The sequence below is a fragment of the Streptomyces reniochalinae genome (assembly GCF_003323735.1).
GTDB classification, from domain to species: domain Bacteria; phylum Actinomycetota; class Actinomycetes; order Streptomycetales; family Streptomycetaceae; genus Streptomyces; species Streptomyces reniochalinae.
Window position 1 is genome coordinate 1 of sequence record NZ_QOIM01000028.1, and the last position, 23,589, is coordinate 23,589.

Annotated in this window: 17 protein-coding genes and 2 pseudogenes; 5 read left to right on the top strand and 14 right to left on the bottom strand. The window is 73.1% G+C overall.

Going from position 1 to position 23,589, the window contains the following annotated elements; genetic code table 11:
* The 3 genes and pseudogenes from DQ392_RS09440 to DQ392_RS09450 all read right to left on the bottom strand — a co-directional run.
* Nucleotides 1-284: pseudogene (locus DQ392_RS09440) on the bottom strand (transglycosylase SLT domain-containing protein); the annotation flags it as partial.
* Between the two features lie 327 nt (nucleotides 285-611).
* Nucleotides 612-2,282, bottom strand: coding sequence for an FAD-dependent oxidoreductase (locus DQ392_RS09445; protein WP_114015099.1), 1,671 nt, complete (start codon nucleotides 2,280-2,282; stop codon nucleotides 612-614).
* A 37-nt stretch (nucleotides 2,283-2,319) separates the two neighbouring features.
* Nucleotides 2,320-3,267, bottom strand: a complete 948-nt coding sequence (locus tag DQ392_RS09450) for an AurF N-oxygenase family protein (RefSeq protein ID WP_114015100.1) — start codon at nucleotides 3,265-3,267, stop codon at nucleotides 2,320-2,322.
* A 396-nt stretch (nucleotides 3,268-3,663) separates the two neighbouring features.
* On the opposite strand from DQ392_RS09450, the gene DQ392_RS09455 reads away from it, so the two are divergent.
* Nucleotides 3,664-4,530, top strand: coding sequence for an SAM-dependent methyltransferase (locus DQ392_RS09455; RefSeq protein ID WP_114015101.1), 867 nt, complete (start codon nucleotides 3,664-3,666; stop codon nucleotides 4,528-4,530).
* Between the two features lie 142 nt (nucleotides 4,531-4,672).
* On the opposite strand, the gene DQ392_RS09460 is transcribed toward DQ392_RS09455, so the two are convergent.
* The 9 genes from DQ392_RS09460 to DQ392_RS09500 form a co-directional block, all read right to left on the bottom strand.
* Entirely contained in the window at nucleotides 4,673-6,238 is a 1,566-nt protein-coding gene (locus DQ392_RS09460) for an MFS transporter (protein WP_114015102.1), read from the bottom strand.
* 244 nt (nucleotides 6,239-6,482) lie between these two features.
* Complete coding sequence (locus tag DQ392_RS09465; protein WP_245981285.1) at nucleotides 6,483-7,118, bottom strand: AAA family ATPase; 636 nt, start codon at nucleotides 7,116-7,118, stop codon at nucleotides 6,483-6,485.
* Nucleotides 7,119-7,267: 149 nt separating this feature from the next.
* Nucleotides 7,268-7,963 (bottom strand): hypothetical protein, encoded by a 696-nt coding sequence (locus tag DQ392_RS09470; protein ID WP_342774923.1) that lies wholly within the window; start codon nucleotides 7,961-7,963, stop codon nucleotides 7,268-7,270.
* A 46-nt stretch (nucleotides 7,964-8,009) separates the two neighbouring features.
* Complete coding sequence (locus tag DQ392_RS09475) at nucleotides 8,010-10,385, bottom strand: glycoside hydrolase family 3 N-terminal domain-containing protein (RefSeq protein ID WP_114015103.1); 2,376 nt, start codon at nucleotides 10,383-10,385, stop codon at nucleotides 8,010-8,012.
* Complete coding sequence (locus DQ392_RS09480; protein ID WP_114015104.1) at nucleotides 10,382-12,316, bottom strand: cellulase family glycosylhydrolase; 1,935 nt, start codon at nucleotides 12,314-12,316, stop codon at nucleotides 10,382-10,384. The genes DQ392_RS09475 and DQ392_RS09480 overlap by 4 nt, the downstream gene beginning before the upstream one ends.
* Nucleotides 12,317-12,376: 60 nt before the next feature.
* Nucleotides 12,377-13,423: a LacI family DNA-binding transcriptional regulator gene (locus DQ392_RS09485; RefSeq protein WP_114015105.1), complete on the bottom strand. Its 1,047-nt coding sequence runs from the start codon at nucleotides 13,421-13,423 to the stop codon at nucleotides 12,377-12,379.
* Nucleotides 13,420-14,247, bottom strand: a complete 828-nt coding sequence (locus DQ392_RS09490; RefSeq protein WP_114015106.1) for a carbohydrate ABC transporter permease — start codon at nucleotides 14,245-14,247, stop codon at nucleotides 13,420-13,422. Before DQ392_RS09490 ends, DQ392_RS09485 begins: the two co-directional genes overlap by 4 nt.
* 11 nt (nucleotides 14,248-14,258) lie before the next feature.
* Nucleotides 14,259-15,209 carry a carbohydrate ABC transporter permease gene (locus tag DQ392_RS09495; protein WP_114015107.1) on the bottom strand — a complete coding sequence of 317 codons (951 nt, stop codon included), beginning with the start codon at nucleotides 15,207-15,209 and terminating at the stop codon, nucleotides 14,259-14,261.
* A gap of 64 nt (nucleotides 15,210-15,273) precedes the next feature.
* On the bottom strand, nucleotides 15,274-16,557 hold the full coding sequence (locus DQ392_RS09500) for an ABC transporter substrate-binding protein (protein ID WP_114015108.1): 1,284 nt from the start codon (nucleotides 16,555-16,557) through the stop codon (nucleotides 15,274-15,276).
* A gap of 274 nt (nucleotides 16,558-16,831) precedes the next feature.
* Here DQ392_RS09500 and DQ392_RS09505 point away from each other — a divergent pair.
* Nucleotides 16,832-18,307 (top strand): annotated as a pseudogene (locus tag DQ392_RS09505) (amidase family protein).
* Here the strand turns inward: DQ392_RS09505 and DQ392_RS09510 are convergent.
* Nucleotides 18,281-18,916: a TetR/AcrR family transcriptional regulator gene (locus DQ392_RS09510; protein ID WP_114015109.1), complete on the bottom strand. Its 636-nt coding sequence runs from the start codon at nucleotides 18,914-18,916 to the stop codon at nucleotides 18,281-18,283. The pseudogene DQ392_RS09505 and the gene DQ392_RS09510 sit on opposite strands and share 27 nt — an antisense overlap.
* A 94-nt stretch (nucleotides 18,917-19,010) precedes the next feature.
* Here DQ392_RS09510 and DQ392_RS09515 point away from each other — a divergent pair, with 94 nt between their 5' ends.
* The 3 genes from DQ392_RS09515 (at nucleotide 19,011) to DQ392_RS09525 (ending at nucleotide 21,386) form a co-directional block, all read left to right on the top strand.
* Nucleotides 19,011-19,439, top strand: a complete 429-nt coding sequence (locus tag DQ392_RS09515) for a nuclear transport factor 2 family protein (RefSeq protein ID WP_114015110.1) — start codon at nucleotides 19,011-19,013, stop codon at nucleotides 19,437-19,439.
* Entirely contained in the window at nucleotides 19,436-20,323 is an 888-nt protein-coding gene (locus DQ392_RS09520; protein WP_114015111.1) for an NAD(P)H-binding protein, read from the top strand. Before DQ392_RS09515 ends, DQ392_RS09520 begins: the two co-directional genes overlap by 4 nt.
* 154 nt (nucleotides 20,324-20,477) lie before the next feature.
* Nucleotides 20,478-21,386, top strand: coding sequence for a substrate-binding domain-containing protein (locus DQ392_RS09525; RefSeq protein WP_114015112.1), 909 nt, complete (start codon nucleotides 20,478-20,480; stop codon nucleotides 21,384-21,386).
* Nucleotides 21,387-21,416: 30 nt separating this feature from the next.
* Here DQ392_RS09525 and DQ392_RS09530 read toward each other — a convergent pair whose 3' ends face one another.
* Nucleotides 21,417-23,498 carry a prolyl oligopeptidase family serine peptidase gene (locus tag DQ392_RS09530; RefSeq protein ID WP_114015113.1) on the bottom strand — a complete coding sequence of 694 codons (2,082 nt, stop codon included), beginning with the start codon at nucleotides 23,496-23,498 and terminating at the stop codon, nucleotides 21,417-21,419.
* Nucleotides 23,499-23,589: the final 91 nt, after the last annotated feature.

Consider the following 23,589-nt stretch of genomic DNA (forward strand, 5'->3'; position numbering starts at 1 on the left):
TCGTGCTTGTCCATGATGGCCTTGGCCTCACGGATCCAGCCGTCCAGGTTGTCGGGGTAGGACTTGCCCTTCTCGGCCTTCTTCTCGCCGGCCTTGTCGGCCTTCTTGTCGCCCTTGTCGGCCTTGTCGTCCTTGTCGGCGGCCTTGGTGGCGTGGGCCGCGGGCTTGGCCTGGGGCGCGGTGGCGGCGTGGGCGGTGCCGCCCAGTGCGGTGGTGGCGATGCCGGCGGCGCCCAGGAGGGTCAGGCCGGTGGTCAGCTTGGTGTTGCGCAGAGCAGTACGCATGCGAGCGGGATGCCTTTCGAGGGGGGACACATCCGGCCGCGTCTCCGGGCGGGTGTGCCCGGTCTCGTCGCGACCTGGGTGCCACCCTGCGGACCGGCTCCCCGCCCCGACAACTATGTGACGTACTATCCCGCTTCGTCCGCTTCACCGGCCGCCGTGCGCCACTCCACCCCACCCTCCCGGTCCCGGGCCCTCGGACATCCGAAGGCGCTTCGTATGTGACCTGGCCCCTATGGGTGCCCTCACACCCGGCCCCCGCCACCCCCACCCCCAGCACACCGACCCCTCACGCCCGGCCACCATGCCGGGCTGAGGGGCGGCTCCCGGTCAGCGGGGGAGGGGGAGGCGCGTTTTCGAGGCGGCCACCAGATCGGGGACGGTGGCGAACTTGCTGCGCGGCCTGCCGCTGCGGCTGCCCCTGGCCTGCTCGGCACGGTCGATGGCGGCCAGCCCGCGCGCGTCCACCACGTGGCGGTTGCGGCGGCGTACCAGGCGCCGGAACGCCTTGGCCGAGTACGCGGGCCGCGCAAGTGCACCGCTTGCGGCGTCGTCGAGGAGGGTGGCCACGGTCTCGGCCGCGCAGGCGCGGTTGGCGCCTATTCCGCCGCTGGGGCCGCGCTTGATCCACCCGACCACGTAGGTGCCGGGCCAGCCGGCGACCCGGCCCTTCTCGTGCGGAACCGTCCCGTCGCTCTCGTCGAACGGCAGCCCGGGCACGGGTGCTCCCCGGTAGCCGATGGCCCGCAGCAGCATGCCCGCACCGATGTCCACGTGCCCCGCGCTTCCCGTGACCCGGACGCCTGCGACGCCGGGTGCGGCCCGGCCCTCTCCGTCGGCGCGCACCTCGGCGGGGGCCGAGTGGAACCGGAAGACCAGGCGCCGCCTGTCGGCGTGCGGCGGCTGCGCGTAGTCGACCTGCTCGCGGTCGATTCCCCTCAGCAGCGTCGCCTTGTCCTCGGGGCCCGCCTCCTCGATCGCGGGGCCGATGCGGGGGTCGTGGTCGTCGACGACGAGGTGGACGCCGGGCAGGTGGGTCAGGGCGAGGAGCTCGGGCCGGGTGCAGGCGGCGTCCTCGGGGCCGCGGCGCCCCAGCAGCACCACTTCGCGCACCGCGCTGGTCCGCAGCGCCTCCAGCGCGTGGTCGGCGATGTCGGTGCCGGCCAGTTCCTCCGGGTCGGTGAGGAGGATACGGGCCACGTCGAGGGCGACGTTCCCGGTGCCGACCACGACGACACGCGGAGCGGACAGGTCGATCGCGTCCGCGGGGATGTCGGGGTGGGCGTTGTACCAGGCGACGAACGAGGTGGCGGAGATGCTGCCGGTCACCTCCTCGCCTGGTATGTCCAGCCGTCGGTCGCCGGGGGCGCCCACCGCGTAGACGACGGCGTCGTGATGGGCGGCCAGCTCCTGCGCGGTGAGGTGCTCGCCGACCTCCACACCCAGCATCATCCGGACCCGCGGGTGCTGGTGGAATCTGGCGAAGGTCTCACCGATCTTCTTCGTCGCCGGGTGGTCGGGCGCCACGCCGTACCGCACGAGTCCACCAGCCACCGGCAGCCGGTCCAGGAGCGTGACCTCGGCCGCCGTGTGCAGCAGCAGGTCCTCCGCCGCGTACATGCCGGCCGGGCCCGTTCCCACGATCGCGACCCGGGGCGCGGTGAAGTCGGCGGGCAGGGTCCGGGTGAAGGCCGGCTCGCTCCAGCTGTGGAAGTTGGGGCTGTCGGCGGCCGGCTGCGGTGTCGGTGCCTTCGCGTAGTAGTCGGCGTTTATCCGGGCGTACGTGCGCTGCGGCCCGGTGAGGCTCTCCACGGGGAAGACCGCGTCCACGGGGCAGGCGTCGGCGCAGGCACCGCAGTCGATGCACGCGGCGGGATCGATGTACAGCATCTCGGTGCTGCCGAAGTCCCGCTCTCCGGGGGCCGGATGGATGCAGTTGACCGGGCAGACGGACACGCAGGTGGCGTCGTTGCAGCAGTTCTGGCTGATGGCGTAGGTCATGGGGCCCAGTTCTGTCGGCGCCTGCGTCGGCGGAGGGTCAGATCAGGTGGGCGCGCTTGTAGAAGACGAGCGCCGGTTTGGTCAGCAGCCGGGCCGAGGCGAGGAACTCCATCAGCCCCGCGCAGCTGGAGCGCATCATCGACTTGTGGTGCTCGTTGGCGCCGGCCTCGGCGAGCGCGCGCTCCTCGTCGAGCCCGGCGGTGGCGTACACCTTCTTGTTCACCATGCTGGTGACGATGACGTAGGAGGCGATGGAGATCACGAAGGCGTTGATCTGCCGGCGCACCCACCCCGCCTTCGCCAGCCGCTTGCGGGTCTCGTCGCGGGCGAACTTCATGTGCCGCGACTCCTCCACGACGTGGATGTTGTTGATGGTGCGCACGAACGGGACGACCCGCTCGTCCCGCATCCAGTCCCGCTGCATGACGTCGAGGACCTCCTCGGCGACCAGGATCGCCGCGTAGGCGGCCTCGCCGAACGCGAGGGTCTTGAAGGCGCGGCCCAGTTCGCGGGCGAGGAAACGCGGCTGGTAGGCGGGGGCCCGCAGCTTCTTGGCGCCGCGGGCGAACATGATCGAGTGCCGGCACTCGTCGGCGATCTCGGTCAGGGCCCACTGGACCTTCTCCTGGGAGGGGTCCTTGGCGTAGACGTCGCGCAGGATCATCTGCTGGAGGATGATCTCGAACCAGATTCCGGTGCCGGCCACCGAAGCGGCTTCCTGGCGGGTCAGCTCCTTGCGCTGCGCCTCGGTCATCTCACGCCAGTAGGAGGTGCCGTACAGCGTGCTCCACTCCGGGCTCGCGCCGTGGTAGCTCTCGTCGAGTGGCGTGTCCCAGTCGACCTCCGTCCGGGGGTCGTAGGACAGCTTCGCGGAGGAGTCCAACAGTCGTCGGGCCACGTCGTGTTCGTCGTGTGCGGCGTGCCGGTCTGTGCTCGCGGGGTCGGCGCTCGCGGGAATGTCCGGCCGGGTGGTGCTGCTTGCCATGCTGCGACTCCTCGGTTCGGATCTCGGGCCTTCCCGGTCGGCCGCCGGTGCGTCCTGGCCGATGCCGGCCGACGGGCGGCCGCCCTCTACCGGGCCTCGCGGTGCGAGGACCGGCCGCTGGCAGGCGTCTGGGTGGGGCGTGCCCGGAGACGCCCCACGCCTCTTGTTAGACGGACTGTATAACAAGCGCCAGGCCGTGCCTACCCTCCAGTAGAAACCGCCTCCCGGCCCCACGTACGCGCGTTCTCGCGGGTGAACCGGCCGGGTCGTTCGCGGGCGCGGCGGATGTGGTGGTGTCGGTATCGTGGCCGTTCAGGGGCCGGATAGGCTGCGTACCGTCCAGGCGGGGCATGTGCCCGACGCGTGGCGGGAGTTGGAGCGAGCGGCGGAGGAACTATGACGCACACCGGCAACACGCACGACGAGACCGCCCCGGGAGCGGCGGAGGGCGCCGCGGGCGCCCAGGAGTCGAGCGGAGCCAGCCTGCGGATCGGGGAGGCGCACTCGGCCCGCATGTACGACTACCTGCTGGGAGGCAAGGACAACTACCCCGCCGACCAGAGCGCCGCGGAGAAGGCGGTGTCGGCCTTCCCGACGCTGCGCACCGCGGCCAGGGAGAACCGCAAGTTCCTCGGCCGGGCCGTGCGGTACCTCGTCGAGGAAGCCGGCATACGCCAGTTCCTCGACATCGGCTCAGGTCTGCCCACCGCGCACAACGTCCACCAGGTCGCCCAGGCCCACGACCCCTCCGCGCGCGTCGTCTACGTCGACAACGACCCCATCGTCCTCGCCCACGGCAGGGCGTTGCTGAGCACCGACGAGCGCACCACCGTCATCCAGACCGACATCCGTGACCCCCGCGGGATCATCGAGCATCCCGAGACGCAGGCCCTGCTCGACTTCACCCAGCCGGTGGCGGTGCTCGCGGTGGCGATCCTGCACTTCTTGTCCGACGAGGAGGATCCCGCCGGCGTCGTCGAGCAGCTGAGGGGGGCGCTGGCCCCCGGCAGCATGCTCGTCCTCTCGCACGCCACCGCTGAGATCTCCCCCAGCACGGCGCTCGGTGTCCAGACCGCCTACCGCGCCCAGGGCGTCCCCCTCACTCTGCGCGACCGCACGGCGCTGGCAGACCTGTTCGACGGCTTCGAGCTCGTCGACCCCGGCATCCAGGTGGTCTCCGACTGGCGTTCCACCGTGCCGGAAGCCGAGCGCCCCTCCCACGCCGAGGTCTCCTGGTACGGCGGTATCGGCCGCCTCGCCTGACGGACCGCCTCCGGCGCACGCGGGGGCCTCCGCGCTGCTCGTGCCGCACGCGGCGTCCCCGGGCCCCACGCACCAGCCACAGCGGCCTGGCGGTCGTCGTGTCGGCGGGCGCTGACGAGCTGTCAGCGCCCGCCGACCGCACTCACTTCCCGCTCACTGCGCGCGCGGGCCCGGCGGCGCGCGGCAGCAGCCCGACGAGCAGCACCGAGAGGGCCGTGAGCGCGGCCGCCGCCAGATACGCGGCCGCGTAGCCGTCGGCGAGTTCGCCGGGCGAAGGGCGGGCGCCGTGCGGGGCCGTGGCCGCGACGACGGCGCCCAGGACGGCCAGCCCGAGCGCGCCGCCGATCTGCCGCGAGGTGTTGACCAGCCCGGCCACCACCCCCGCCTCGCGGACTGCGGCCCCGGTCGTCGCCGCGTCCGTCAGCGGCGTCATCAACAGGCCGATGCCGCCCGCCATCAGGACTCCGGGGCCCAGCAGGCTGCCCCAGAAGGTGCCCTCGGCCGTCAGGACGAGCCCCTGCCAGGCGAACCCCGCCGTCGCCACCACGCCGCCCGCGGCCACCATCAGACGGGTGCCGAACCGGTTCATCAGCCAGGGCGCGGCCTTGGACCCGGCGATGACCGCCGCGGTGTGCGGCAGAAAGCACAGCCCGGCCCGGATCGCCGAGTAGCCGAGCACGTTCTGCATGTACAGCGAGAGGAAGTACCACATCGCGAAGGCGCCGGTCATCGCGACGAGGGTCACCACGTTCCCGGCCGCCACGGCACGCAGCCGCACCAGCCGCAGCGGCACGAGCGGCGCGGCGGAGCGTGCCTCCACCGCGACGAAGGCGGCCAGCGCGAGGAGCCCGCCCGCCAGCGGCGCCACCACGCCGGCAGCCGTCCACGAGTGCGACTCCGTCTGCCCGACCCCGTAGGCGAGGGCCGCGACCCCCACCGTCACCAGAGCGGCACCCGGCAGGTCCAGACCCCGTCGGCCGTCCCGCTCGCCACGCTCCCGCAGCCCGAACACGACGACCGCGACGACCAAGGCCCCGACCGGCGCGTTGACCAGCAGCACCCAACGCCACGACAGCAGGTCCGTCAGCACCCCGCCGACCAGGCCGCCTGCCGCACCACCGGCCGTCCCCACGGCCGTCCAGGTGGCGATCGCCCGTGTGCGCGCCGGCCCTTCAGGGAAGGTGGAGGTCAGCAGCGAGAGGGTGACGGGGGCGAGGACTGCGGCGCCGATCCCCTGTGCGGCACGCGCCGCGACGAGCATCTCCGCGGTCTGCGCCAGGCCGCCCACCAGGCTGGCCGCGGTGAACAGACCCAGCCCCGCGAGGTAGACCGGCTTGCGCCCGAACAGATCGGCGGCCCGCCCGCCCAGCAGCAGGAAGCCCGCGAAGGTCAGTGCGTAGGCGTTGACGACCCACTGCAACGCCGTGCCGCTCAGCGCCAGCCCCTCGCGCATGCTCGGCAACGCGACGTTGACGACCGAGACGTCGAGGACGACGAGGAACTGACCGATGCTGGAGGCCAGCACGACGGCCCACGCGCGCGAGGCGGGCCCGGGCCGAGGCCGCGTGTCAGGACCCGCCGCGTGCCCTGGAGCGTGCCGGGTCTCGGCCGCGACGACAGTACCGGAGGCGCTCCGGGACCCGGCGTCGCCGCCGGTCCCGTTCCCGGCTCCGGCCCCGGGTATCGAGGGTGAGGGTGTGGTTGACATGGTGGCCATCGTGCGGGCCCGCGCCGCGCGCGGGCATCGGCACAAAGGCGTGGTCCGTCCCGCTCTTTCGGCCTAGGCGGTTTCGCGGAGATGATCCACTCGTCGGTCGGGGTGTGTCGCCGGCTGACGGGCGGTGGGCGCGGATCCTCCCGTTACCGGGTCCATCAGACGCGGCCCCGCGCGTGAGCGGCCTGTACTCACGGCGTCTTCGACTCCTCGGCAGTCCGGCCCCCGTCGTCGGGTGTCAGGCGAAGGAGAAGCGTGCCGCGGCTTCGGCGGGCGTGGTCCCTTGGCGGCGTCCGGGGACGTCGTGGACGGTGGTCGCGCCCTCGGACCGGAGCCGGCCGGCCCCGGCGTCCCGGGTCATGACGGCGGCGTAGGCGCGGACGTCCGCGCAGGTGAGGTCGGTGCGGCCTCGCTCGCCGTACTGCTGGAGGAGGTCGGTGACGTCCGGGTCGAAGCGCAGCATGGCCACCGGGGCGTCGAAGCGCCTGGCGATGGCGATGATCCGTGCGCGTGCCCGCGGCGTGACGTTCGTCGACTCGGCGACTGCTGTCCGTCCGGTGGCGAGCCGGGCGACGATCCTGCGGTCGCGCTCCTCGAAGACCTGTGCCTCCGCCGCGTCGGATTCCGCTTGTGCGGGCGAGGCGCCGAAGAGCTCAGCGCGGATCTCGTCGCTGGACACCCCGGCTTCCGCGTCGATCTGACGGCGCGCGAGCAGCGCCCGAACGAAGCTGGTCTTGCCCCAGGCTGGTGGGCCGACGAGGACGACGAGTCCGGCCGGCACCCGGATGGCGTCCGCGTGGGGCGAGCGTGCGCGGGCGCGGCGGTTCCGGCGCCGGTGCAGGTGCTGTATCGATTCCGGAGGGTTCTTCGGCACGGTCCCATCCTGCCGGGTGCCGCGACGGCGCCGCACAGCTGTGGGAGGACGGGAGCCGACTGGTGTCGATCCCGGTCGGCTTCCGTCCGGGATCGAGACCCGGGGCGGCGAGCACGTACGGCGTGCCGTGCCGCCGGGCGCGCACGTGCTCAGACGCCCGCGCCGACCGCCTCCGACGAAGCCGGGCCCGCGTCCGGAGCCCGTTCCGCGTGCGTACGGGACTCCATGTCCGCACTCGGCTCCGCGTCCGCACGAGCCGCCTCGCAGGGGCACGGCCGGTACGCGAGGCCGAGTTCGCTGTCGACGGCTTCGCTGCTGCGGGTCGCGGCGTCGCTGACCGCCTTCCAGGAGCCGTACTTGGCGTGGAGCTGGTCGGCTGTCGGGCCGAGCGGGTTGCCGTACTTGTCCCGGTTGCGCTCTTCGAGCCGCTTCACCTCCTCGGAGGACATGCCGGCGCGCGTGATGTCCTTGGCGTCGTTGCGCATGCGCACCAGCGTGCGGGCGATGTCCTCCTCGGAGCGGCCCTCGGCCCGCATGGCGCACTCCTTGCGGTCCATCTCGCCGAGCAGCGCGTGGTAGCGCATGCGGGTCTCGCGGGACTCCGCCCGTTCTTGCGGGGTCTCGGCCCGGATCATGCACACGACCTTCTCGGGGCTGGTGCACGGGCCCGTGCTCGGCGGTTCCTGGGAGAGCGGGGCCACGACGACGGAGCGGCCGCAGGACTGCTGTGCGCAACCGTCGTGCGCCGGGGCTGCGGCTGCCGCGGCCGTGCCCACGAGTGCCTGTGCGGCCACGACCAGGGGCAGGGACAGCCGGGCGAGGGAGCGGAGACGAAGAGGTGCCATGGCCCGCATCCTGGTCACGGCGCGCGGGCCGAGGGGCGATACGGGGTCACGTTCCCCCGTTCGGGCAGGCACCTCCCTCCTGGGGGTGACGGGGCCCCTTCTCGTCAGTCGCCCGCCGCTTTGGCCGCGGTTCGCGGACGGGCTCCGCTTCGACGAGCAGCCGTACTTCCTGTGTGCGGTCGGACGAAGGCCCTGTCTCCAGGGCGAGTTCGCCGGGCTCGACGGCCGGTTCGAGGTCGCGGCCGATCGATGCCAGCGTCTCGTGGCCGATCTCGAAGACGGCTTCCGCCGCCTGCCCGGGCGCGAGGGCGAGCCGGGTGAAGCCGCGCAGTTCGCGGGTGCGCGGCCACGACGAGCCGCCCCACACGCGCCGTACGTACAGCTGCACCGTCTCGCGTACGGGCCGTTCACCGGTGTTGTGCACGGTGACACGGCACGTCAGAAACGGGCGGTCGGTGGTGACGCGGGAGCGGGACAGCCGGGGTGGCGCGTAGCCGACCGTGGTGTAGGACAGGCCGTGGCCGAAGGCGTGGCGGGCGCGGGCGCTCTGGTCGACGTAGCCGCGGTAGCCGTGGTCCTTGCCGTTGTAGTAGGCGGGGAGTTGGGCCGACGAGCGGGGCACGGAGACCGGGAGGCGCCCTTCGGGGCCGGCCGTGCCGAACAGTACGTCGGCGAGGGCGCGCCCGCCCCAGGGGCCCGGGTACCAGGCGCTCAGCAGGGCCCCCACCGTGCCGGACAGCTCGGGCAGTGCGTGCGGCCGGCCCTGGATCAGGACCACGACGACGGGCACCCCCGTGGCCGCCACGGCCCGCAGCAGTTCTTGCTGGCCGGCGGGCAGCCGCAGGTCCGCGAGGTCGGTGCCTTCGCCCGCGGTGGTGCCCGACAGGTCGCTCGTCGGCGGCAGTGCGGCGCCGTTGGCTGCGAAGGCGGTGTCCTCGCCTCGGGCGCTGGATCCGCCCAGGACGAGGACGGCGACGTCCGCGTCCGCCGCCAGTGCCACGGCGCGCGGGACACCGCCGAGGTCGGCGCCGACCAGCCGGCAACCGGGTGCGTGGGTGACGTCGGTGCCGGGCGGTGCGGCCGCGCGGATGCCGTCCAGGACCGTGTGACCGACTCCGGGCCTCTGTGGGGCGGTGTAGTCGCCGAGCTGCTGGGGGAGGGAGTCGGCGCCCGGTCCCAGGACGGCGATCCGGCGCGCCCGTTCGGTGAGCGGCAGGGTCCGCCCGTCGTGGGCGAGCAGCGTGACCGAGGCGCGGGCGAGGCGCTCGCTCAGCCCCCGTAGCGGCGGGTGCGGGGGCGGGAGGTGTTCCGGCGGCGCTTCCCGGGCTGGGGACTGCTCGAACAGGCCGAGCCGGAACTTCAGCGTCAGTACCCGGGCCACGGCACCGTCCAGGGCCTGCTCGGTGACCAGGCCGCGGGCGACGGCCTCGGCGAGACGGGGGAAGCAGGTGTCCCACAGGCTCAGGTCGCACCCGGCTTCGAGCGCCAGCGCGCCGGCGGCGACCGGGTCGCCCGTGAGCCTGACCAGGCGGTCGATGGCGGTACCGTCCGCCATGACGAGGCCGTCGAAGCCCCACCGTCGCCGCAGCAGGTCCGTCAGCAGCTCGCGGTTGGCGACGCAGGGCATTCCGTCGAACTCGTTGTAGGCCGCCATCACCCCCGCGGCGCCCGCCCGGATACCGGCCCTGGCCGCCACCAGGTGTATCTCGTGGAGTTCGCGTGCGCCGAGTTCGGTCGCCGCGCTGTTGCGGCCGCCGAGCGTCGCGCCCTGGCCCGCGAAGTGTTTGAGTACGACGGCCGCGCCCGCCGTGCGCATGCCGCGTACGAGGGCCTCGGTGAACCGCGCGGCCAGGTACGGGTCCTCGCCGAAGCACTCCTCTGTACGGCCCCAGCGCGGATCGCGGACGAGGTCGAGGGCGGAGACGAGGGCCACATGGCCGCCGCGGCCGCGCAGTTCGGCCCCGGCTCCGGCGGCGGCCGCCTCGTACAGCTCGGGGTCCCAGGTGGCGCCCACGGCCAGGTTGACGGGCAGGACCGTGCCGTCCAGCGCCTGGTGGCCGTGGGGCACCTCCTCCACCAGGAGCACCGGGATGCCCAGGCGGGTGTTCTCCACGACGTGCCGCTGCACCGCGTCGGCCACGCCGGCCGCGTCAGCGGCCGTGATGCCGTCCGCGTGGCCGACGCCGGACCAGGCGTCCGCGCGCTGGAGTCCGTAGAGGGCGCCCATGCCGTCGTAGGCGGCGACCTCGGCGCGGAAGGCGTCGCTGATCCGGTGTCCCTGGGGCATACGGGTGTAGGCGTGCCAGCCGTACATGCGCTGGTTGACCTGGCCGACCTTCTCCCTCAGCGTCATGCGCGCGAGCAGGTCGCGCACCCGCTCGGGCACCGGCGCGGACGGGTCACGGTAGCGGGGCCCGCTCACCTCAGCTCCAGCACCCGCACGCCCCAGGGGGCGAGCGTCACCGCGGGCTCCGGGGCGCCGGAGCGCAGGTCGTGCAGGGTGCCGTCGGCGGCCGGGCGGACGGTGCGCTCCTCGTCGCACTGGCTGATCAGCCACACGAAGCGCCGTCCGTCCTCGTGGACGATGACGTCGGCGCCGACGTACGGGTCGTCGACCGTCACGGGGCGGTGGATCCCCGCGACGTGAGCGAGCGCCGCGTACAGGCGGTGCGTGTCCTCGGGGTTGACGCGGGCGGTGCGGGCGGCCATGTGCTCCAGCGGGTAGGTGGCCAGGACGGTACGCCCGGCCCCCGTCTCGTGCACCAGCAGTGCGGGCCTGCCGTGTGCGTCGACGGCCACCACGCGGGCTCCGCGCGGGACGACGGGCAGGTAAGCCCGGCTGTCCTCGTTGCCGGCGACGGGGAAGCGCAGCACGTCACCGGCGGCCAGGGAGCCGAAGTCCTGGGTGAACGTCATCTCCAGCTCGTCGTCCTCGATGGGTTCGGCGACCCCGTAGGACAGCTGGAGTTCCACGCCGAAGAGGCCGTCGAGGTCGTCGAACCAGGGCCCGCGGGTGCCCGGGTGCTCGCCGGAGCAGAACGAGAGGTAGACCGTCGCTCCCTCCTCTGCCCGGCGCCGGAGCGCCCGCCGGGTGCGGGTGGTGAACTGCCGGGTCGCCGGCAGCAGGTACAGGGTGGCCTCTCCGGTGAGCCCGTCGGCCTCCCTGGTGAAGCCCACGGGCAGGTCGGCGGCGCGTGCGCTCACGTAGCTCTGGTGCAGCGAGGTGAAGATCAGCGGGCGGTCGGCGGGACGGCTGTAGGGGTAGTCGCGCTCCAGGAAGGCGGGCACGACCAGGGCGGCGTCCGCGTCCGTGCGGCGGCAGCGGGCGAAGTCGACCGCTTCCAGCGTGTCGGCGAACGCGGCGAGTTCCCGCAGCGGTTCCTTGGGTGCCCCGGTGCGGTCGGTGATGCCGAAGTGCATCTCGAAGGGGTGGTGGTCGTAGGGGGCGCGGTCCCACAGGTCGTCGTAGTCGGTGTTGTTCCACGCCATCCAGCCGGTGGCGCCGCCCAGCAGCGAGGTGTGCAGCGTCTGCCGGTAGTAGACACCCGCGTTGCGGGCGGAGACGGTGTCCGTCGAGACGCCGAACTCCTCCAGGACGACGGGCTGCCCGGTGACGGCGGCCAGTTCGCACTCGAAGGCCGCGCGGTGGTGCTGGCGGGCGCGGTCGGTGTCGGAGCGGTAGACGTGCGGTCCGACGAAGTCGACGTACTCGGCGGTCTCCCGCAGGGAGAAGCCGTTGTCCCGTCCGGTGACCTCGATGCCCCACGCGCCGTCCCCGAGGGAGACCGGCTGGGTGCCGCCCGCCGCCCGCACGGCGTTGCACATCGCCTGTGCCCAGGCGGTGACGACCTCGCAGGAGGGCGGATCGACCTGGTACACGCGGCCGTACCCCGGCATCTCGTTGGTGATCAGCCAGCCGGTCACCGCGGGGTGGTCCTTGAAGCGGCGGGTCATCTCGGAGACGAACCATGCCTGCCTGCCCACCATCCACACGTCCTCGTACAGGTCGCGGCCGCCGCGCCAGGCCGGGTCCCAGTTCTCGCCGGACATGTGCCCGACGATGAAGGTGGGCACCGTTGCCATGCCCGCCTCGGTGTGCGCGTCGAGGAAGTCGGTGAAGTGGCCGCACAGCGCCTCGTCGACGCGGTGCGGTTCGGGGTGGAAGTCGGGCCAGTAGAAGAACGAACGGGTCATGTTCAATCCGTGCTCGCGCAGGACCCGCAGCTCCTCGCGGACCGTCTTGGGACAGTAGTCGCGCCACATCAGCGGCCCGCCGGTGCGCGACCAGAAGTTGGCGCCGAGCCAGGGCAGGACGGCGGGGTCGTGGGTGAGTCGGGCGCTGTGGCGTCGCATGGTCCTTCTCGTCCTCGTGGTGCGGTGGGTGGTTCCGGTGGCTCGGTGGCGGGCAGGTGGTCAGCCGGGTGCGGGTCCTGTGGACTCGCGGACGACCAGCCGTGGCCGGTCCTCCAGTACCGGTGCGGCCACGTCCTCGCCGCAGCGGGCGAGCAGGGCGCGGGCGGCCGCGCCGCCGACCCGCTGCACCTGCTGGTCGACCGTGGTCAGCCGGGGATGCAGCCAGCGGCCGAGCGGCAGGTTGTCGTAGCCGACGACGGACAGGTCCTCGGGCACGCGCAGGCCGGCGCGCTGTGCGGCACCGGCGCCGCACACGGCCATGGAGTCGTTGGCGTAGACGATCGCGGTGGGCCGGTCGGGGGCGGCCAGCAGCGCCTCGGTCGTGGCCGTGGCCGACACCTCGGTGAAGTCGGTGTGCAGCACGGCCCACGGCCGCAGCCCGGCCGCTTTCAAGGCCGTCTCGAAGGCGTCGCGCCGCAGCCGTGTGTGGTGCAGCTCGGCGGGACCCGCCACGTAGGCGATGCGTTGGTGCCCGAGTCCGGCCAGGTGTGCCACCACCTCCTCCACGCCCGCGCCCTGCCGGCCCAGGCCGACGCTCGGCACGGGGCCTGCCGCGTCGGGCGGCCCGAGCACCACGGCGGGCAGCCGCAGGCGGGCCACCAGCGCGGGGCGGGGATCGTCGGCGCGGGCGTCGGTGAGGAGGGCGCCGTCGACCCGCCCCTCGGCGGCGAATCGCTGGTAGAGGGCGGTCTCTTCGCGCACTCCGGCGACCAGGTGGAGGAGGAGTCCGTAGCCGCGGGGCGACAGCTCGCCCTCGATGCCGGTGATGAGTTCGCTGAAGTGCGGGTCGGCGCCCAGTACGTCGGTGGGGCGCCGCACGACGAGCGCGAGGGTACGGGTGCGCGCGCTGCGCAGTGCGGCGGCCGGCGCGTTGGGCGACCAGCCCAGCTCGAGGGCCGTCGCCAGGATGCGCTGCCGGGTCGCTTCGGCCAGGCGGCCCTTGTCGTTGAAGGCCTGCGAGACGGCGGCGGTCGACACCCCGGCCGCGGCCGCCACCGCCTTGATGGTGGGGCGTTTGGCGGGAGGCTGTCCGGTGGGCGCGCTCACATCTTCACCGCCCCGCTGACGAGGGCCTGCTGCATGCGCCGTTGGAGCACCGTGTAGACGATCCAGACGGGGACGAGGGTGAGCACCGTTCCCGCCGTGAGGACGCCGTAGTCGGTGCCGGTGATGGCCTTGAGCGTCGGAAGGGCGACCTGGACGGTGCGCTGGGCCGGGTCGGGGCCGATGATCACCAGGGAGTACAGGTACTCGTTCCAGAAGGTGAGGAAGTTCAGCAGCAGGACCGTCGCGATGCCCGGCAGGCACATCGGCGCGTAGACGTGGCGCAGCACCGCGTACGTGGAGGCCCCGTCCATCCGTGCGGCCTCCTCCATCTCCCGGGGAACGGTCCGCATGAACTGGATCAGGATGACGACCGAGAGCGGCATCGCCGTCGCGGGCAGGAACAGCACCATGAACGTACGGGTGTGGAAGAGACCGGTCGCCGCGGCCAGCAGGAAGGTGGGGAAGAGGGCGGCGAAGGTCGGGATGAGGAACCCCAGCGAGAAGACCTTCTCCACCGCCGAGGCCAGGCGGCCCGTCGACCGGGCGAGGGCGAAGGCGGCGGGCAGCGCGAGCGCCAGCGTCAGCACCAGCGCGACGCTGGTGACCAGCGCCGAGTTGACGACGGCGAGCCCGAGGTCGGCGCTGCTGAAGGCCGTGGAGAAGTTGCCGAGGCCGAAGGAGTCCGGCAGTGCGAACGGGTGCGCGAAGATCTCCTCGTTGCTCTTGAACGCCGACGCGAGGAAGTAGTACAGCGGCACGAGCAGCAGCACCGCGTAGCTCCACACCAGCAGGTGTGCGGGTATCCAGCGTTTGCCGAACTTCATGGTGCGTCCGATCAGTAGTTCTGCCGGAAGAGGCGGCGGATGGTCAGCAGTCCGGCGAGCCCGGCCAGGAAGAGGATGACGCCGACGGTCTGGCTGTAGCCGAGGTCGGCCGCGATGAACGCCTTCTGGTAGACGAGGAACGACAGCGTGGTGGAGGAGCTGCCGGGGCCGCCCTGGGTGAGCAGCAGCACGTGCTGCGCCGACCCGAAGAGCGTCCACAGGAACTGCAACATGGTGACCACGCCCACGTAGTCGCGGATGACGGGGAAGTGGACCCGCCACATCGTCCGCCAGTGCCCGGCGCCGTCCAGCTGCGCGGCTTCTCCCAGCTCGTCCGGCACGCTGCCCAGCCGCGCGGCGAACAGCACCGCGGTGAAACCGATCCCGGCCCAGACGTCCAGCGCGATGAGGCAGGCCAGCGCGGTGGAGGGGGAGGCGAGCCAGGCGTCGGTGAGCGAGGAGAGCCCCGCGGATTCGAGCGCGCCGTTGAGCAGCCCGTCGGGGGAGAGCGCGGCGTAGAAGACCATGGCCTTCGCCGGGGTGGAGATCAGCCCGGGTACGAACAGCAGGTAGCGGATGACGCGGTGTCCCGGTGGCCGCTGCGCCACGTAGTAGCCCACCATGTAGGCGCACACGATCATGAGGGGCAGGGCCACGGCGAGTTGGACGGCGGTGTTGCGCACGGCGGCCCAGAAGACCGGGTCGTCGAGCACCGCGCGGAGGTTGCCGAGTCCCGCGAAGGAGACCGGCTGGAGCATGCCGGGCCAGCGCAGTGCGGCGATCACGAAGATGGCCACCATCGGGCCGACCATGAAGACCAGGTACCACACCAGTGCGGGCACGGCGAGGATCGTTCCGCCCTGCTTGCGCGGGCGGGGCCGTGGGCGGCGCCCGGCGGTGCGGGGCGGCGCACCGGTCAGGCCGGGCTCTGCCGCGCCGGGTGTCGGCGTCAGCGTCGTCATGGGGTGTCTCCCGTGGGCTGGGGCTCGGGACGTGGGGGAGCGGAGGCGGGGCGCGGGCTCATGCTCAGCGGTACGCGGCTTCGAGCGCGGCACGTACCCGGGCGGCGCTCACACCGCGGGTGAAGGACGTGCTGGTCGCGGTGATCAGCGGCTGGTTGGCTGTGGGCGGCACGTACACGTCGGGCAGCAGTGCCTGGCCGACGTCGGAGCCCAGCCGCTGCGCCGCGGCCACGAGGGGGAAGTCGGTGCTCAGCGCGTCGGAGCGCACGGCCATGTCGCGGCCGCTCTCGGTGATGAACGCGGAGACGGTGTCGGCCCTGTACATGAAGCGGAGGAACTTCTCCACGGCGTCGATCTTCTTCGTGCCGTTGGGGCTGACCCAGAACCCGATGAGAGTGTAGGAGCGCAGGATGGTGGGCTTGTCGTGGACGGCTCCGTCGGCCAGGGGCCAGCCGCCGACGTCCGTGTGGCGCGCCACCCGCTCGGGCACCTCGGCGAGCGCCGAGGACATCGCCGACTCGATCGCCGCGGTCTGCGTATTGAACTGCGTCATCATCGAGTCCGAGGTGAGGCCCTGCGGTTTGTCGGTGAAGACGCCGGAGTCGCGCAGTTCGACGAAGTAGTCGATGCCCTGCCGCGCGCCCCTGCTCCCGAAGTCCCCGCTCGAGTAGGCGTGCCGGGCCTCGTCCTCGGTGAGGAAGGTCTGGATGATCTGGGCGAGGAGCTTCTGACCTGTCCAGTCGTTGCCGCCGACGGTCACGGGCGCGGTCCCCTTGGCACGCAGCTTGCGCGCGGCGCGGATCAGCTCGTCGCCCGTGGCCGGTATCTCCGTCACGCCCGCCCTATCCAGCAGCGCCCTGTTGTAGGCCACGGGCCAGTTGGTGGCGAAGTACGGGAAGGCGCGCAGCCTGTCTCGGCCGTCGGTCCACGCCGCGAGCGCCTGGGGCAGTACCCGCTCGCGCAGCCCCCAGTCGTCCAGGTAGCCCTTGACGTCGACGGTGGCGCCGACGTCGGTCCACGCCAGCGTCTTGTCGTAGAGGTTGACCATGACGACGTCCGGCTCCTTGCGGGCCAGGCGCGCGGTCTCGTAGACCTGCGCGAGGTCGTCGCCGTTGACCAGGTTCTTGACCTTCAGCCCGGGGTTCTCGGCGCGGAAGCGGTCGAGCGCCCGCAGATAGGTGGCGGAGCCCGGAGCCGTGGTGCCCAGCTGGCTGTGCACGACGAGTGTGTCGGGGGCCCCTTCCGAGGCGGCCAGCGCGGAGCAGCCGGACAGGGCGGGGAGGGTGGTCGCGGCGAGGCCGCAGCCTGCGGCCAGGAGGCCGCGTCGGGTCAGCGGGGACGAGCGCACAGTGGAAGGTCTCCAACCAGGCGGTTAACGAGTGGTTAATCGATGTACCTCTGGAGGTGCGAGGAACCTAGACCTCCCTGGGGCTTCGGTCAAGACCCGTCCCACGAGCAGTGGGCACACACGTGGGAGGGTGGCCCTCACCCGGTGGAGCCACCCTCACGCGTGCGTGCTCTTCCGCGCACCCGACGAAGGCCGAGCGCGGTCGGCGGGACGGTCAGCGCCGTACGGCCGCCAGTACCGCCCGGGGCATGGCCTGGTGTCCCGCGGCGTCGGGGTGGAGGCCCGCGGCGTCCACGGCCTGGTCGGTGGACGCGTTCAGCGCGTCGGACTGCGGCGGATCGAACGCATCGACCCCACGATCGACGCGGTGCTCCGCACCGACCCGACGGCCCTGCGGCAGGCGGCCGCCAGCGACGCACGGCACCGGCACGGCAGGGCCCGCGGCCCGCTGGACGGCATCCCCGTCCTCCTCAAGGACAACGTGAACACCCGGGGCCTGGCGACGGCCGCGGGGTCGCTGGCGCTGGCGAAGCATCCGCCGAGGACCGACGCCGCGCTGGTGACCCGGCTGCGGGAGGCCGGAGCGGTGATCCTCGGCAAGACCAACCTGTCCGAATGGGCCAACTTCCGTGCCGGGAAGCCGACCTCGGGCTGGTCGGCCGCCGGCGGCCAGACCCACAACCCGTACGTACTCGACCGGAACCCGTGCGGCTCCTCCTCCGGGTCGGCCGCTGCGCTCGCCGCGTCGCTCTCCCAGGTGGCGGTCGGGACCGAGACGGACGGTTCCATCGTCTGCCCGGCGGGGATGAACGGCGTCGTCGGCCACAAGCCCAGCCTCGGACTGGTCAGCGGGTCCGGCGTGGTGCCGATCTCCGCCGAGCAGGACACCGCGGGGCCCATGGCCCGCAACGTGACCGACACGGCGCTCACCCTCTCGGTACTCAGCGGCGAGAGGGACGGCAACGACGCGGGGAGCGACGGGGGTACCGCCCGGTCGGGCCACGCGTCGGGCGGCGTCCTCGGCGACCGCGAGGCCGAGCCGACGCACCCCGGCGGGCTGCGCGGCAAGCGGATCGGCCTGTGGCGGCTGCCGTCGCTGGGCTCCGAGGTGGACGCGGTGATGAGCCGTACGGCCGAGAGGCTGCGCGCCGCCGGGGCCGAGGTCGTCGAGGTGACCCCGCCCTACCAGGACCGACTGGCCGAACTCGAGTTCCCTGCGCTGCTCAGCGAGTTCCACCGGGACATCAACGCCTACCTCGCCACCCGCGACGGGCCTTCCGACCTCGCCGAGCTGATCGAGTTCGACCGCACCCACCCGGCGGAGCGCACCTGCTTCGCGGGGCAGGAGCTGTAGGAACAGGCGCTGGCCGCACCGCCCACCACCGACCCGGAGTACCGGGCGAAGCGGGCCGAGCTGGAGGACCTCTCCCGGCGCTCCCTCGACGAGACCATGGCCGCCCACCACCTGGACGCCCTCGCCTCTCCGGCGAACCCGCCCGCCTGGACGACCGATTGTGCGCGGGGCGACAACGGCGTGATCCCGTCCTCCACCCCCGCGGCCGTCGCCGGATACCCGTCGCTGTCGGTGCCCGCCGGGTCCGTGGGCGAACTGCCCGTGGGGCTGCTGCTGATGGCCGGCGACCACCAGGACGGGAAGCTCCTGTCGCTGGGCGCGTCGGTGGAGCGCAGGCTGGACGCCTGGCGCGCACCCCATTGCCTGCCGTCAGTGGGGTCCGGCGCCGCCCGCTGATACGGCGCCGCCCGTCGCCCCGTCCGGTGCCGGGCCGCCCAGCACGCGCCCGGCGAAGTCGGCGAGCTGTGCCCGCAGTCGCTCGCGGGACAGCTGTTGCCTGCCGGCCAGGTGGTCGACGAGGTCGGCGCGGACCGCGGCGAGCAGCGCGTGTGCGGCGAAGTCGCTACCCGTGAAGCCGGGAAGCCGCTCCAGTACGCCGCTGAGCGTGGCGTGCCACCAGTCGTAGTGTGCGGCGCCGTAGGGGCTGTCGGACGCGGCCTCCTCCAGCGCCAGCGACAGGTGCCGGTGGTCGAGTTTGAAGCACAGGAGTGCGTCCAGCAGGGCGAGGGCCCTCTCCCGGGGCGGGGTGGCGGGGCCGAGCGGGTGCGGCCCCTCGGTGACGGCCTGGCGCACCGGTTCGAGACGGGCCTCGAAGAGCGCGTGGATCAGACCGGTCCGGTCCCCGAAGCCGCGGAAGAGGGTGCCCTTGCCGACGCCGGCCGCTGCCGCGATGTCGGCCATGGTCACCTGCGCGGGTCTGTCGCGGTTCGCGATGAGCCGGTCGGCCGCCTCGAGTACGGCTTCCCGGTTGCGGGCGGCGTCGGCGCGGGGCTTGCGCTCGGGCACGGGTCTCCTCCAGTTGCTTAAGCGGACCCTCGGTCCGTATAGTCGTCGACGGAAACGGACCAAGGGTCCGCATTCTATCCCGGAGGGAACACCCATGCCCACGCATCCGCGTCCTGCGGATCTCTTCCGCCACGGCCTGCGACTCCTGCTGGAGAAGAACATCGCCGCCTGGGTCGACCTGTGGGACGACGACGGCGTCTTCGAGTTCCCGTTCGCGCCCGACGGGTGGTCCCGGCGGCTGGAAGGCAAGGCCGCCGTGGCCGACTACATGCGCCACTACCCCGACCACATCGACCTCCACGCCTTCCCGCACGTGCACCTCCACGAGACCGGCGAACCGGACACCGTCGTCGTCGAGATGCGGGGGGTGGGACGGCTGGTGAGCAGCGGTGCCCCCTTCGACATGACCTACATCGCCGTGGTGACGGCCGTGGACGGCCGCATCACGCACTACCGCGACTACTGGAATCCGCTGGACCTCCCGCAGGACGGCGCGGCCGACTTTTCCCGGAGGACCCGATGACCTCGCAGGACACCCACCCCGACGCGCGGCCCGCCGTCCTGGTCATCGGCGCCACCGGCACCACCGGCAGCCGCGTGGCAGCGCGCCTCGTCGCGGAAGGGCACCACGTCAGGGCGGCCGGCCGCCGAGCGGCCCCGGTGCACGGCGCACAAGCCGTCCGCTTCGACTGGTACGAACCCGGCACCCACCAGGAGGCGCTGCGTGGAGCCGACCGCGTCTACCTGCTGCCGCCCGTCGGGTCCACCGAACCGGCTGCCGTGGTGCGCCCGTTCCTCAAGCTGGCACGCGCGAGCGGAGTACGCCGCGCCGTGCTGCTCAGCACCTCGGCGATCGCCGCCGGAGGGCCGGCGGTCGGACAGGTCCACGAGATGCTGCCCTCCTCCTTCGACGAGTGGGCGGTCCTGCGGCCTTCGTGGTTCATGCAGAACTTCACCGGCGACCATCTGCACGCCGCCACCATCCGCGCGGAGGGCGTGATCCGGACCGCCACGGGCGAGGGGCGCGTCGGCTTCGTCGACGCCGAGGACATCGCGGCCGTCGCCGTCCGCGCGCTGACCGACGCCCGCAGCCCGGACACCGACCTGGTGCTCACGGGCCCCGAGGCGCTCAGCTACTCCGACGTCGCGCATCTGATCACCGAGGTGAGCGGGCGTGCCGTCACCCACAGCGCGTTGACGTACGAGCAGATGCGGGACCACCTGTCCGCCCAGGTGCCGCCCGACTTCGCCGCCGCGCTCGCCGGCATGGATCTGGCCATCGCCGAGGGGGCGGAGGACCGCACCACCGACACCGTCACACGCGTGACCGGACGTCCCGCCCGCAGCATGCGCACACACCTGGCGGAGGCAGTGACACCCGGGAACAAGGAAGTTAGGCTCGCCTAAGTCGTAAGCCCGGGGGAGCGTACGCCGCCCCCGCGGGCCCGAGGGAAGGGGAGGGGGGCCGCCCCGCGCCGGACGGGCAACCCGGCGCGAGGAGGCGGCGGCCCCGGCCCCGTCCCCACCGGCCCGCAGCCAACTTTCAAGGAAGCGAGGCACTGTGGTCGCAAGCGATCTGTGGACCTTCCGCGACGACCGGGGGCAGGAGGTGAGAGCGGCACGCACGCCCCGGCGCCTCGTCGCCTACGCGCAGGCGGCGGCCGTGCTGGCCGAGCACGGGGTGCCCGTTGCCGCGGTCTTCGGCTCACCGCACGACGAGCCGGGGACCGACCCCGTGGAACGGGAGACCCCCGGCCTCCGTGACGTCGCCTATCTGGGCGCCGGAGCGGAACTGACCGCGCAGGGCATCGCGGGTGCCGAGCCGGAGTTGCTGGTCACCGTCACCTACGACGGCGACCGGCTCTACGGCATCGGGCCCGACCTGCAAAAGGCGCTCGAACCTTCCTTACCTCTGGCCGCTCTCCACGTCGGCCCGGGCACGCGCCTGGCGGACGTACGGCACCGGTTCGCCGCACTGGCCGGCACGCTGGGCCCGGCCCACCCGGACGCCATGGCGGGCGCGACGGGCCAGGGACGGCGACAGGAACAGGGACTGGACGGCAGCATGGGACGGCTCCGCGCGGCGGCGCAGGCGGCCCCGCACGTCCGGGTGCTGGCACTCTCGCCCGCGGGCACCGGCCAGGCGCACGTGGCACGCCCGGCAGGCTGGCCGCTGCTGGGCGAGCTCACTCTGGCGGGCGTGCGGGTGCTCGACCAGCCCGCCGCGGGCGCCAGTTGGGCGACTCTCGGCTGGGAGGAGCTGGCAGGACTCGAGCCCGACGTCATCCTGCGCGACATCCGGGCGAACGCGACCCCGGACGCCCAGCTGGCGGACGTGGCCGCCTGGCAGCGGATGCGCCGCCGCGCCCTAGTGCTGCCCTGGAACCCCGAACTGCCCTTCACCGCCGAAGCCCTCGCCTCCTTCCTGGACACGGTGGCTGGCGCGCTGCGCCGGGCCGCGACGCCGTAGCTCGCCCGTCAGAACCGCCCTTGCGGTGTGTCAGCGCGGCCTCGTCCCGCCCTTCGCCGGTACCCGGCCGTCGTCGCCCAGCGCCCGCCACAGGAAGGTGTGCACCACGGCCTCGACGTAGGCGGCCTGCTCGTGGTCGGCGGCCCCAGCGTGGCCGCCGCCGGTGTTCTCGTAGTAGTGGACGGGCAGCCCGAGTTCCCGCATGCGCGCGGCCATCTTGCGGGCGTGGCCCGGATGGACGCGGTCGTCGCGGGTGGAGGTGGTCAGCAGCAGCGGCGGGCAGGCGCCGCCCGCGCCCCGGCCCGTATCGGGGCGCAGGTTGTGATACGGCGACCAGCGCAGCAGGTGGGCGCGGTCACGGGGGTCCTCAGGGTCGCCGTACTCGGCGACCCAGGACGCCCCGGCCAGGAGCCGGTGGAAGCGCAGCATGTCCAGCAGCGGCACCTCGGCGACGACCGCGCCGAAGAGCTCGGGGTGGCGGGTGAGCATGACGCCGGTCAGCAGGCCGCCGTTGCTGCCTCCGCGGATGCCGATCCGGCCGGACGTGGTGACGCCCCGCAGGACCAGGTCGCGGGCCACCGCCGCGAAGTCGTCGAACGCCCGGTCGCGGTCCGCGCCCAGAGCGGCCTGGTGCCAGGCGGGACCGTACTCGCCGCCGCCGCGGATGTTGGCGACCACGTAGGTGCCGCCGCGCTCCAGCCACGCCCGGCCCGTCACGGCCGAGTGGAAGGGCGTCAAAGAGACCTCGAAGCCGCCGTACCCGTACAGCAGGACGGGCCGAGGACCCTCCTGCCCGGCGGGCCCGACCACGAAGTAGGGCACCCTCGTCCCGTCAGCCGAGACGGCGAAGTGCTGCCGCACCAGCAGCCCCTCGGTGGAGAAGCGGGACGGCGCCCGCTTCAGCGTCTCCACGTCCCGCTCGCCCGCCATGGTGCGGCACAGGGTGGCGGGCTGCACGAATCCCGAGACCGAGAAGAAGACTTCCTCAGCGCTGTCACCGTCCTCGGCCGGCGAGGTCGCCGTCACCCCGGCCGACGACAGCGCGGGCACCTCACCCAGCGGGCGACGCGACCAGCCGCCCGAGCCCGAGGGGGTCAACAGGTGCAGGTGGGAGGAGACATCGGTCAGCGTCTCCAGGACGAGGTGGTGGCGGGTGGTGGCGTACCCCTCCAAAACCGTGCGCTCGTCGGGTGTGAACAGCACCTCGTGGGAGCGCTCGCCCCGCAGGAAGCCGTCGAAGTCGAATGCCAGCAGCGCCCCGGCGGGCCGCTCCAGCCACGGCGACCGCAACGTGATCAGCAGCCACTGCCGGTGCACGTCGACCAGCGCGTCGTCGGGCACCTCGATGCGCACCGCGGGGCCGTCAGGGCGGAGGAGGAAGTGCTCACTGTGCCAGAAGTCGCGGTTCCTGACGGCCAGATCGCGCTCGAAGCCGGGCGTGGGGTCGTGCCAGGCCGTGACGGACACGTCCTCGTGGCTCCCCTCGAAGACGACCGGCGCCGTCTTGAGCTCAGTGCCGCGGCGCCAGCGCCGCACCGTGCGCGGGTAACCGGAGGCCGTGAGGTCACCCGGCCCCGCGTCGGTGCCGACGAAGACGTGGTCCTCGTCGATCCAGCTGACGGAGGTCTTGGCCTCGGGCAGCCGGAACCCGTCGGCCACGAACCCGGCAGCGTCCATGTCGTATTCCCGCACGACGGTCGCGTCCGCGCCGTCCCTGGAGAGTTCCACCAGCGCCCGCCTGTGCTCAGGCCGCAGCACCGAGGCGCCCGCCCACGTCCAGGGCACGCCCTCCTCGTCGGCCAGCGCGTCCACGTCCAGCACCGTCTCCCAGCGGGGGTCGGGCGTGCGGTACTCCTCCAGCGTGGTGCGCCGCCACACCCCGCGCAGGCGGGTGGTGTCGCGCCAGAAGTTGTACAGGTGCGGGCCGCGCCGCACCACGTACGGGATGCGCGCGGAGTCGCCGAGGACCTCGCGCACCTCCTGGCGCAGCGCCTCGAACCCCGGGTCGGCGGTCAGCTCCGCCACGGTCTCGGCGTTCCGCTCGCGCACCCAGGTGAGCGCGGCGTCGCCTTCGATCTCTTCGAGCCACAGATACGGGTCGTCGTCCTCCATCACCCCGCCATTGTCGGACCCGCACCGGTGAGCCCTCCCCACGCCCCGTGTGGGGAACGTGAGGAGGGCTCACTCCGCGCGTTCCGGAGCG

Bases quoted from the DNA above. Each gene is read 5' to 3' on its own strand.
- DQ392_RS09445 (WP_114015099.1), bottom strand. From the start codon at position 2,282: ATGACCTACGCCATCAGCCAGAACTGCTGCAACGACGCCACCTGCGTG.
- DQ392_RS09450 (WP_114015100.1), bottom strand. From the start codon at position 3,267: ATGGCAAGCAGCACCACCCGGCCGGACATTCCCGCGAGCGCCGACCCC.
- DQ392_RS09455 (WP_114015101.1), top strand. From the start codon at position 3,664: ATGACGCACACCGGCAACACGCACGACGAGACCGCCCCGGGAGCGGCG.
- DQ392_RS09460 (WP_114015102.1), bottom strand. From the start codon at position 6,238: ATGTCAACCACACCCTCACCCTCGATACCCGGGGCCGGAGCCGGGAAC.
- DQ392_RS09470 (WP_342774923.1), bottom strand. From the start codon at position 7,963: ATGGCACCTCTTCGTCTCCGCTCCCTCGCCCGGCTGTCCCTGCCCCTG.
- DQ392_RS09480 (WP_114015104.1), bottom strand. From the start codon at position 12,316: ATGCGACGCCACAGCGCCCGACTCACCCACGACCCCGCCGTCCTGCCC.
- DQ392_RS09490 (WP_114015106.1), bottom strand. From the start codon at position 14,247: ATGAAGTTCGGCAAACGCTGGATACCCGCACACCTGCTGGTGTGGAGC.
- DQ392_RS09495 (WP_114015107.1), bottom strand. From the start codon at position 15,209: ATGACGACGCTGACGCCGACACCCGGCGCGGCAGAGCCCGGCCTGACC.
- DQ392_RS09515 (WP_114015110.1), top strand. From the start codon at position 19,011: ATGCCCACGCATCCGCGTCCTGCGGATCTCTTCCGCCACGGCCTGCGA.
- DQ392_RS09520 (WP_114015111.1), top strand. From the start codon at position 19,436: ATGACCTCGCAGGACACCCACCCCGACGCGCGGCCCGCCGTCCTGGTC.
- DQ392_RS09530 (WP_114015113.1), bottom strand. From the start codon at position 23,498: ATGGAGGACGACGACCCGTATCTGTGGCTCGAAGAGATCGAAGGCGAC.